This window comes from Mesorhizobium sp. M7A.F.Ca.CA.003.01.2.1, assembly GCF_003998945.1.
GTDB classification, from domain to species: Bacteria; Pseudomonadota; Alphaproteobacteria; order Rhizobiales; family Rhizobiaceae; genus Mesorhizobium; species Mesorhizobium ciceri.
Genome location: NZ_RZRA01000244.1, coordinates 1 through 6,377 on the forward strand (window position 1 = coordinate 1; position 6,377 = coordinate 6,377).

At 65.3% G+C, this 6,377-nt stretch carries 5 protein-coding genes; 4 read left to right on the plus strand and 1 reads right to left on the minus strand.

From position 1 onward, the window contains the following. Window positions 1–198: 198 nt before the first annotated feature. Window positions 199–1,938, plus strand: coding sequence for a gamma-glutamyltransferase (gene ggt / locus EN969_RS12490; RefSeq protein ID WP_063170036.1), 1,740 nt, complete (start codon window positions 199–201; stop codon window positions 1,936–1,938). A gap of 86 nt (window positions 1,939–2,024) precedes the next feature. Here ggt and EN969_RS12495 read toward each other — a convergent pair whose 3' ends face one another. Continuing rightward, the gene (locus tag EN969_RS12495; protein ID WP_032808338.1) at window positions 2,025–2,372 is read right to left on the minus strand and encodes a hypothetical protein; all 348 of its coding nucleotides are present in this window, start codon (window positions 2,370–2,372) and stop codon (window positions 2,025–2,027) included. Window positions 2,373–2,876: 504 nt separating this feature from the next. Here EN969_RS12495 and EN969_RS12500 point away from each other — a divergent pair. The 3 genes from EN969_RS12500 to EN969_RS12510 all read left to right on the plus strand — a co-directional run. Further along, window positions 2,877–3,752, plus strand: a complete 876-nt coding sequence (locus EN969_RS12500; RefSeq protein WP_024503125.1) for an ABC transporter substrate-binding protein — start codon at window positions 2,877–2,879, stop codon at window positions 3,750–3,752. Next, entirely contained in the window at window positions 3,745–5,793 is a 2,049-nt protein-coding gene (fhuB, locus tag EN969_RS12505; RefSeq protein ID WP_082826648.1) for a Fe(3+)-hydroxamate ABC transporter permease FhuB, read from the plus strand. Before EN969_RS12500 ends, fhuB begins: the two co-directional genes overlap by 8 nt. Window positions 5,794–5,814: 21 nt before the next feature. Further along, a partial coding sequence (locus tag EN969_RS12510; protein ID WP_164758237.1) for an alpha/beta hydrolase-fold protein occupies window positions 5,815–6,377 on the plus strand: 563 nt, incomplete at its 3' end.

Genomic DNA, 6,377 nt, shown 5'->3' on the forward strand with positions numbered 1-6,377 from the left:
CCCCCGCAGGGAGAAGAGACTGGCGTCAGCGCTGACACCTCCTCTCCCCTCGGGGAGAGGTCGGATTGCCCCGAATTGCCCTTCGCAATTCGGTTGGCAATCCGGGTGAGGGGGCTCTTTCTCGTGCTCCCTTAATTGTTAGTGGACTCGATCCGTCCAACACGGTCTTCTAGGCATCCCCCCGCCCGGAGAACCGCCATGCCTCTCAACCGTCGGACACTGATCGCCGCCAGTCTTTCCATCACCTTTGTCCTGGCGCCGTTGACGAGTGTCTTCGCCGCCTCGCCGGCGCCGGCCAAGGGCGAGCACGGCATGGTGGTGACGGCCCAGCATCTGGCGTCCGAAGTCGGCATCGAGGTGTTGAAGAAGGGCGGCAATGCTGTCGACGCGGCGGTTGCCGTCGGCTATGCGCTCGCCGTCGTCTACCCCAATGCCGGCAATATCGGCGGCGGCGGCTTCATGACCATCCGCTTCAAGGACGGCAAATCGACCTTTCTCGATTTCCGCGAGCGGGCGCCGCTGGCGGCGACAAAAACCATGTATCTCGACAAGGACGGCAACCCGGTGAAGGGCGCCAGCCTCGACGGCTATCTCGCCGTCGGCGTACCGGGCTCTGTGGCTGGCTTCGAGATGGCCCGTGAAAAATACGGCAAATTGTCCCGCCAGGATCTGATGGCGCCGGCAATCGGCTACGCCAAGGACGGGTTCATCCTCAACCAGGGCGACGCTGCCTCGTTTGCCGGCAGTGCCGACAGGCTGGCGAAGGACCCCGCGGCCGCCGCCATATTCCTGAAACCCGACGGCAAGCCCTATGGCATCGGCGAGCGGCTGGTCCAGCCCGACCTCGCCGCCTCGCTCGCCGCCATTTCCGAAAAGGGTACGGATGCCTTCTATAAAGGCGCCATCGCTGACGCCATCATCAAGGCGAGCGGCGCCAAGGGCGGCATTCTCGCCAAGCCGGATTTCGAGCAATATGCGGTGCGTGAGCTCAAGCCCGTGACCTGTACCTATCGCGGCTACGAGATCACCTCCTCGCCGCCGCCCAGCTCCGGCGGCATCATCATCTGCGAAATCCTCAACGTGCTGGAGGGCTACCCGCTGTCCTATCTCGGCGCAGGTTCCGCCGAGACGGTCCACGTCATGGTCGAGGCGATGCGCTACGCCTATGTCGACCGCAATTCAGCGCTTGGCGATCCTGATTTCGTCGATAACCCGGTCTCGAAACTGCTTGATAAGGCCTATGCCAAGGATATCCGCGACAAGATCGACCCGTTCCGGGCCGGCGTGTCGCAGGATTTGATGCCGAAGGGCTTTGGCGAGAGCAAGGAGACGACGCATTATTCGATCATCGACGATGCGGGCAATGCGGTCGCGGTCACCTACACGTTGAACGGTTCCTTTGGAGCCGGCGTCGTCGCCGACGGCACCGGCATCCTGCTCAACAACGAAATGGACGATTTCACCCAGAAACCCGGCGTGCCCAACCTCTATGGCCTGGTCCAGGGGGAGGCCAACGCCATCCAGCCGAAGAAGACGCCGCTGTCGTCGATGAGCCCGACCGTGGTCGCCAAGGACGGCAAGCCGTTCATGGTCATCGGCAGCCCCGGTGGTTCGCGCATCATCACCATCACGCTGGAAGCGATCGTCAATGTCATCGACCACGGCATGAACATCCAGGAGGCGATCGACGCGCCGCGCATCCACCATCAATGGCTGCCCGACAAGGTGTATGTCGAGCCGTTCGGCCTGTCGCCGGACACAGAAAAGCTGCTGGCCGGCATGGGATATCACCTCGATCTCGCCGACCAGACCTGGGGTCAGGCCGCCGGCATCCTGGTCGGCGGCAAGAGCCTGGCGGAAATCGAGAAAGGCGGCGGCGCGCGCTACAACGGCGCCATCGACAGCCGCGCGGCCTCTGGCGAGGCGCTCGGATACTGACAGCTCGGAGGAAAAGCTTGGAGCAGCGTGGCGATTCGGGTTGATCGCCCGCTGCTCAAGTGGATCGGCTCACACCGACTTGACCGTCACAAGACCAGCGTGAGGGTGGACGCAACCAGCATCAAGGCGGCAATGCCGACGAACAGCGCATAGATGCGCGGCCGGTCGAGCAGCAGCGCATTTCCGGAGATCCAGGCGGATGTGGCGCCGCCAAGCGCGAAGAGGAAGCCGTTGCGGTGCCCGAAGACCATCGATGCGGCCATCAGCCCGCCGATGATCAGCGCACCGAACACGATGATCACGGCAACGGCATATCTCTCGAAATCATTGCCGCTTCCCATGCTCGGGCCGATTGCGTTCAAGGTTGGCAGGTCGTCCGGATCGAAAGGGTTCGTCGACCCGTATTCGTCTTGACCGGCAGGCTCTCGCATCATTCGTTCTCCGTATAGCGGCAACAAATCATCAAGCCTTGCCGAGTGCAACCCGATCACGCTGCCTTGATGCGTTCGACCGGTCCTTGACGTCTTCAGGTGGCGGCTTGCTGCCGGCTTTTGGTTCTTGGCCGTCTTTGGTCTCTCAGGCAATCCAGGAAACGGCTGCCCAAAGGCGACCGTAGCTCCCTCTATCATGGAATGCATTCGTGGAGGAAAAATGATGCGGGGCGCGGATTGGGCTTCGCAAACCGTGATTCGGACGGTGACGTCGCACAGGGTTGTTGTACGGGCGAATCGCCTTGCGGCCAGTGGGCGTCTGCGCTTGGCATGCGGTTGCGTGAAAGTTGACTGGGCAGGCATCTTAAATGTTGACTAGTATACTCATGTTTCATAGTCACCGGGCAGTGGTCACTGGAGACCAACCCCCGAAAAGCAGGGCCGGCCGCATTGCAGAGAGACCAAGAGCCCCAGTCGAGAGCCGCGCCCGATCATTTGCGCAGCCGAATGACCCGGCGCCAGGCGCTCGGGCTTTTTTCGCTGCCGTTCGCCGGCATGAGGTCCTCCACGGCTGAAGCCCGTCCGTTGCGCATCGTCTGCCTGGATGACGGGTTGACCGAGACCTTGCTCATGCTCGGTGTCAGCCCGGTCGCCATTGCCGATCGGGAGGTCTGGGAGAAATGGGTGGTCGAGCCGCGGCTGCCGCCCGACGTCGCCGATCTCGGCACGCTGCTCGAGCCCAATCTCGAATTCCTGCAGCAGCTCAGGCCCGACATCATCCTGTCCATGCCGTATCTCGAGGGCATCAAGCCGCTGCTCGAACGCGTGGCTCCAGTGACGACGATCGGGCTCTATACCGAGGCCGGGCAACCCTATCGGCGCGCGCTCGAGGCGACGCGCCAGCTCGCCGGGCTTGTCGGCAAGGAAAGCGAAGGCGAGGCGCTGATCGCGGCGACAGACGCGTATCTTTTGGAGGTTCGCCAGCAACTGGCGCCGCTTTCGGCACGGCCGATCTATGTCGTCAGCTTCCTGGACCCCCGCAATGTGCGCGTCTACGGCGCAAAGAGCCTGTTTCAGGAGGTGTTCGACCGCATCGGGCTCAGCAACGCGTGGACGGCCGAGACCAACTATTGGGGGTTTTCGACCGTCGGCATCGACGGGCTGGCGACATCCAGCGATGCGCGCCTCGCCTATCTCGAACCCTTGCCTGAGGGCGCCGGCGGCACGCTGACCGAAAGTCCGGTCTGGAATGCCATGCCCTTCGTGCGCAACCGCTCGATCATGCGCCTTCCTGCCGTCCTGATGTTTGGCGCGCTTCCATCCGCGAGCCGTTTTGCTCGGGTCCTGGCATCGGCGATGACCGCGGAGGCCGCCCATGGCTGAGGATGCTGCCATTGCCCAAAGGGGGAAGCCTGCGTCGGCCGGCCGGGCCCCCGTGTGGAGCTTTTCCAGCAATCAGCCGGTAGGCGCGATCCTGCTTTGCGCGGTGCTGCTCGCGGCTGCGGCAGCGGCAACCGTCTCGAACCTCACCGTGCAACTGCCATCGGCGCTCTGGCTCCAATCGCTCGCCGCTCCCGACATCGCTGACATGCGGCAGGTGCTCGTCCACTATGCCTTCCTGCCCCGTCTTGCGATCAGCCTTTTGTGCGGTGCGGCGCTCGGGCTTGCCGGAACTGTCCTGCAGCAGGTTCTGCGCAACCCGCTCGCCTCGCCTGAAACCGTTGGCGTCTCGGCCGGCGCCTATCTGGCGCTGGCACTGGCGACGCTTCTGTCACCGTCCCTGCTTGCCTTCGGCCGCGAATGGGTGGCGCTGGCCGGCGCATTTATGGCCCTTGCCGCCGTCATCGCTCTGTCCTGGCACAAGGGCCTGTCGCCGCTTTCGGTGGTGCTGGCGGGGCTTGTGGTCAGCCTCTATGCCGGCGCCATCGGTGCCGCTCTCATCGTGCTGCGGCATGAATGGCTGGCCAGCCTGTTCATCTGGGGCGCCGGTTCGCTCGGCCAGCAGGATTGGTCGACGACGCTGTGGCTTTTGCCCCGCATCGGCACTGCTGCGCTTGCGATCTTCTTCATGGTGCGGCCCCTGACCCTGCTTGGCCTCGACGATGAAGGCGCGCGCAGCCTTGGCGTGCCGCTCGGCGCCTATCGCTTCGCCGGACTGGCGGCCGCCGTCGCGCTGATCGCGTTTGTCGTTGCCGCTGTCGGCGTCATCGGCTTCGTCGGCCTGGCCGCGGCGACGCTCGCGCGCATCGGCGGTGGCCGGCGGCTTGGCCAACAACTGGTGATGGCGCCGCTGATCGGCGGCGCGTTGCTGTGGGCCGCCGATCAAGGCGTGCAGATCGCCACCGGGCCGCAAGGCGACCTGCTGCCGACCGGAGCGATCACAGCACTTCTCGGTGCGCCGCTGCTGCTCTGGCTGCTGCCGCGCCTTGCGCTTGGCTCGGAAGCCCCGACCTTGATGGCCGTGCGCCTGCCGCGCGCAAGCCGGCCCGGCCTTGTTCTCATGGCACTCGGCCTGGCTCTGCTTCTGCTGCTCGGGCTGGCCCTGCTCCATGAACCGGGTCCGCATGGCTGGACCTTCGCCTTCGGCGACGAGCTGCAGCCTTTGCTGTCGTGGCGGTGGCCTCGCGTGCTTGCCGCGCTGAGTGCCGGGGCGATGCTGGCGCTTGCCGGGCTGATGATGCAGCGGCTGACCGGCAATCCGATGGCCAGCCCCGAAGTGCTGGGCATCAGTGCCGGTGCCGCCCTTGGCATGATGGTGGCGCTGTTTGCGCTCGTCGATGCCGGGCGCCCGGTTCAGACGGCGGCGGCAACGATCGGGGCCTTCGCCGCTTTGCTGGTGACGCTGGCGATCGGCCGTCGTGCCGCCTATGCGCCGGAGCGGCTGCTGCTTGCCGGCGTTGCCCTGACGGCCTTGTTCGACGCGCTGATCCTGGTGCTCACCGCGACCGGCGATCCTCGCGCCATGCTGCTGCTCAACTGGCTGACCGGTTCGACCTATGGCGTCGATGTCGGTGACGCCCTGCTGACCGGTGGTATCGCGGTCTGCCTCTTCGCGCTCGCGCCTTTCTTCATGCGCTGGCTCGACATCCTGCCGCTCGGCTCCGCCGCCGTTCAGGGCCTTGGCATCAACCTGAAGAGGGCGCGGCTTCTCGTGCTGCTGGCCGTCGCGGCACTCACCGCGGCTTCGACGCTGATCGTCGGTCCGCTGACCTTCATCGGCCTTATGGCGCCGCATCTTGCTCGTCGCCTTGGCCTTTCCCGTGCGCTGCCGCAGGCCATTGGCGCGGTGCTCGCCGGCGCGCTGATCATGGTCGCCGCCGACTGGGTGGGCCGGATCGCCATCTTCCCGCGCCAGATCCCGGCCGGTCTCGTCGCCACGTTGATCGGCGGCCCGGTGCTGATGTGGCTGCTGCGCCGCCGCTGACCGTTTTGCCTGGAGATATCCATGTCCAAGATATCCATGTCCAACGCGACGCCAGCCCTGATCGCCAACACGGCGGTCCACGATCTTGTTCCGGCGCAGGGCGGCGCGCCCTGGCGGATATTCCTGCATGTGCCGTCCGGGCCGGTGCCCGAGGCCGGCTGGCCGGTCCTCTACATGACCGACGGCAACGCCGTCATCGGCACGGCGGTCGACGCCATGCGCGCGCAGGCCTTCTATCCCACGGGCACCAATGTCGGCTGGGGCGTCATCGTCGCCATCGGCTATCCCGTCGACGGCGCCTATGATCCGCTGCGCCGCTCATGGGATCTCGGCCCGCCGCCAGGCAAGACCTACCCGCCCTTCCACGAAGGCACGTCCGAAGTCCGGACCGGTGGGGCAGGGAAATTCCTTGCTTTCATCGAGGATGAGCTGAAGCCGTGGGTCGCCAGCCGGGTCACGGTCGATGCCAGCCGCCAGGCGCTTTACGGCCATTCTTTCGGTGGCCTGTTTGCGCTCTACGCCCTGTTCACGCGGCCTTCTTCCTTTCAGACCTGGATCGCGGCGAGCCCCGCCATCTATTGGGA

Excerpts from the sequence above, each read along its gene's own strand:
- EN969_RS12495 (WP_032808338.1), bottom strand. The coding sequence starts at position 2,372 with ATGATGCGAGAGCCTGCCGGTCAAGACGAATACGGGTCGACGAACCCT.
- EN969_RS12500 (WP_024503125.1), top strand. The coding sequence starts at position 2,877 with ATGACCCGGCGCCAGGCGCTCGGGCTTTTTTCGCTGCCGTTCGCCGGC.
- ggt (WP_063170036.1), top strand. The coding sequence starts at position 199 with ATGCCTCTCAACCGTCGGACACTGATCGCCGCCAGTCTTTCCATCACC.
- fhuB (WP_082826648.1), top strand. The coding sequence starts at position 3,745 with ATGGCTGAGGATGCTGCCATTGCCCAAAGGGGGAAGCCTGCGTCGGCC.